Source organism: Frankia sp. CgJB1, assembly GCF_977947065.1.
On the sequence record NZ_CDWTNB010000279.1, the window covers coordinates 1 to 2,917 of the forward strand.

2 protein-coding genes and 2 pseudogenes are annotated in these 2,917 nt (G+C 68.9%); all 4 read left to right on the forward strand.

What is annotated here, in order from left to right:
* Window positions 1-38 precede the first annotated feature (38 nt).
* The 4 genes and pseudogenes from metK to AC08OT_RS19830 all read left to right on the forward strand — a co-directional run bounded on the left by metK (window position 39) and on the right by AC08OT_RS19830 (window position 2,904).
* Entirely contained in the window at window positions 39-1,244 is a 1,206-nt protein-coding gene (gene metK / locus AC08OT_RS19815; protein ID WP_476594750.1) for a methionine adenosyltransferase, read from the forward strand.
* Window positions 1,245-1,456: 212 nt separating this feature from the next.
* Window positions 1,457-1,918: a DUF309 domain-containing protein gene (locus AC08OT_RS19820; protein ID WP_476594751.1), complete on the forward strand. Its 462-nt coding sequence runs from the start codon at window positions 1,457-1,459 to the stop codon at window positions 1,916-1,918.
* Window positions 1,919-1,940: 22 nt separating this feature from the next.
* A pseudogene (locus tag AC08OT_RS19825) lies at window positions 1,941-2,327 on the forward strand (ISAzo13-like element transposase-related protein); the annotation flags it as partial.
* Window positions 2,328-2,359: 32 nt separating this feature from the next.
* Window positions 2,360-2,904: pseudogene (locus AC08OT_RS19830) on the forward strand (toll/interleukin-1 receptor domain-containing protein).
* The last annotated feature ends 13 nt before the right edge of the window (window positions 2,905-2,917 follow it).

A 2,917-nucleotide genomic window follows, 5' to 3' on the forward strand; every position in this document is an offset into this window, starting at 1 on the left:
AAATCCATATCTTGTTCCATGAAATGAGGAATCCTTCCATGTCCCGTCGCCTTTTCACCTCCGAGTCGGTCACCGAAGGCCATCCGGACAAACTCGCCGACCAGATCAGTGACGCCCTGCTCGACGCGTTCCTGGCCGGCGACCCCACCTCCCGGGTCGCGGTGGAGACACTGCTGACCACCGGGCACGTGCACGTGGCCGGCGAGGTCACCAGCTCCGCGCACATCGACGTGACCGCCGTCGTGCGGCGCACCCTCACCGACATCGGTTACGACGCCGCCACCGGCTTCGACGGCGCGACCGTCGGCGTGCTGGTCTCGATCGGTGCCCAGTCCCCGGACATCGCCCAGGGCGTCGACAAGGCCTATGAGGCACGGGTCGAGGGCGGCGAGGACACGCTGGCCCAGCAGGGCGCCGGCGACCAGGGGATCATGTTCGGCTACGCCACCGACGAGACCCCCGACCTGCTCCCGCTGCCGATCACACTGGCCCACCGCCTCGCCCAGCGGCTGTCGAAGGTGCGTCACGCCGGCCTGCTGCCCTACCTGCGGCCGGACGGCAAGACCCAGGTGACCATCGAATACGACGGGGACCGCCCGGTCCGGTTGGACACGGTGGTCGTGTCCGCGCATCACGCCGCCGACGTCGACCTGGCCACCCGTCTGGTTCCGGACATCCGCGACCAGGTCATCGCCCCCGAGCTCAAGCGGCTGGCCGAGGAGAACCTGGGCTTGGAGGTAGACGGCTACCGGCTGCTCGTGAACCCGACCGGCCGGTTCGAGATCGGCGGCCCGATCGGCGACGCGGGCCTGACCGGCCGCAAGATCATCATTGACACCTACGGCGGTTACGCCCGTCATGGCGGCGGTGCTTTCTCCGGCAAGGACCCGTCCAAGGTCGACCGTTCGGCCGCCTACGCGCTGCGCTGGGTCGCCAAGAACGTCGTCGCGGCCGGCCTCGCCCGGCGGGCGGAGCTGCAGGTTGCCTACGCCATCGGCAAGGCCGAGCCGGTAGGCCTGTTCGTCGAGACCTTCGGCACCGAGACCGTGCCGGTGCCGGAGATCGCGCGGGCCGTCTCGGAGGTCTTCGACTTGCGCCCGGCCGCCATCATCCGGGACCTCGACCTGCTACGGCCGATCTACGGGCAGACTGCCTCCTACGGCCACTTCGGTCGGACGCTGCCCGACTTCACCTGGGAGCGCACGGACCGCGCCGACGCGCTGCGCGCCGCAATCAGCCGCTGACACCGGCGGACGCTGACACCGCGCCCCAGGTCTTGCCTGGCGACGACTCCGGTCCGCGCGGCTACGGGAGGCGCCACCCGCTAGGGACGGTCAGAGTGGACCGCATGACCACTTCGGACCGCTCCGGGCGACGCGCACCGTCCGGAACACGGCCGCTGCCCGGAACACGCCCCGTCCCCCGGGCACACCCCGCGACTGAACCAGGGTCCGGGGTGTCCCGGCCCGGGGAACGGCCCCGGGACGCGCTGGGCCGCCCCCTTCCCCACGGCGAGACCGGCGTGCCGCCGCTCGCCTCCTCGGCCCCGCTACCGCCGGCCGCGGCACTCGCCGAGGCCCAGCGACTCCTCGACGCGGGACTTCCCTTCCAGGCACACGAGGTACTCGAGGCCGTCTGGAAGAGTCCGGAGACCGACCCCGGCGAGCGCGGGCTGTGGCGCGGGCTGGCACAGCTCGCCGTCGGCGTCACCCATCTGGCCCGCGGCAACGTCAAGGGCGGCGTGGCCGTGCTGCGGCGCGGCGCGGCGAACCTCGCCCCCTACGCGGACCGGCCTCCGCACGGCGTAGCCGTTCCTGGTCTGCTCGCCTGGGTGGACCTGCGGATCGCCGACATCGGCCAGGCCCATCCCGAATTACCGTGCATCACCGCCCCGGACCAGGGAGCCGCCGGAAAATAACTTCGGCTTTTGACCATGCTCTGTGAGGGAGGGGACCGACGAGGTCCTAGCGGAGAAGTTCGCGGTGTTGCTGCCGCATTTGGACGAGCGTCGGCGGCGGCTGGTGCTGGGGGCGGATGCCAGGGCGTTGGGGCATGGCGGGATTCGTCTGGTGACCCGGGCAGCGGGGGTCTCGGAGGAGACACCGTCTCGCGCGGGGCGGCGGCGTTGGACAGTGGCCAGCCTCCGTCCGGGCGGGTCCGCACGGCGGGCGCGGGCCGCAGACCGCTGCGGGAGAAGGACCCGCGCCTGGTGGACGCGCGGCTCGCGCTGGTCGAGCCCGACCAGCGGGGGACCCGGAGTCGCCGCTGCGATGGACGGTGAAATCGACCCGCATGCTGGCAGGGGGGAGCTGACCCGGTCCGGGCACGTGGTATAGCAGGTCATGTCAACGACCACCAGATGTGCGACAGAGTCGTTTTCTTGACACACCCGCTCCACACGCTCAACCCTGCACCACATGATCAACTTAGGCTACATGACATTGCGTTCAGGGGCGCATCCCACGAACAAACGGTAGCATTCATCCCGGAACGGCGGTACGATTATCCTTCAGCTGGAGAGAGCAGTGCGGAGGATTTCACAGGTGGGAATCGAGTGGACCAGGGCGACTTCTTCATCAGCTACTGCCAGCGCGACCGGGACTGGGCCGAATGGATCGCCTGGCAGCTACAGGAGGTCGGTTATCGCGTGTTTCTTCAGGCCTGGCATATCGGCCCCGGCCGCAACTGGGTCAGGGGGTGGAGAACTGCCGGCACACGATCGCGGTGCTCTCGCCCGAGTATCTGAATTCCCCGTACTGCCGGGCAGAATGGCAGGCGGCGTTCGAATACGATCCCGAGGGTAACCGCCGTAAGCTCATCCCGGTGCGGATAGCGGAATGCACCTCTACCGGTATACTCCGGCAGGTGGTCCACTTCGACCTCATGGGATTTGCATTGAAATAACTTGATTATTCTA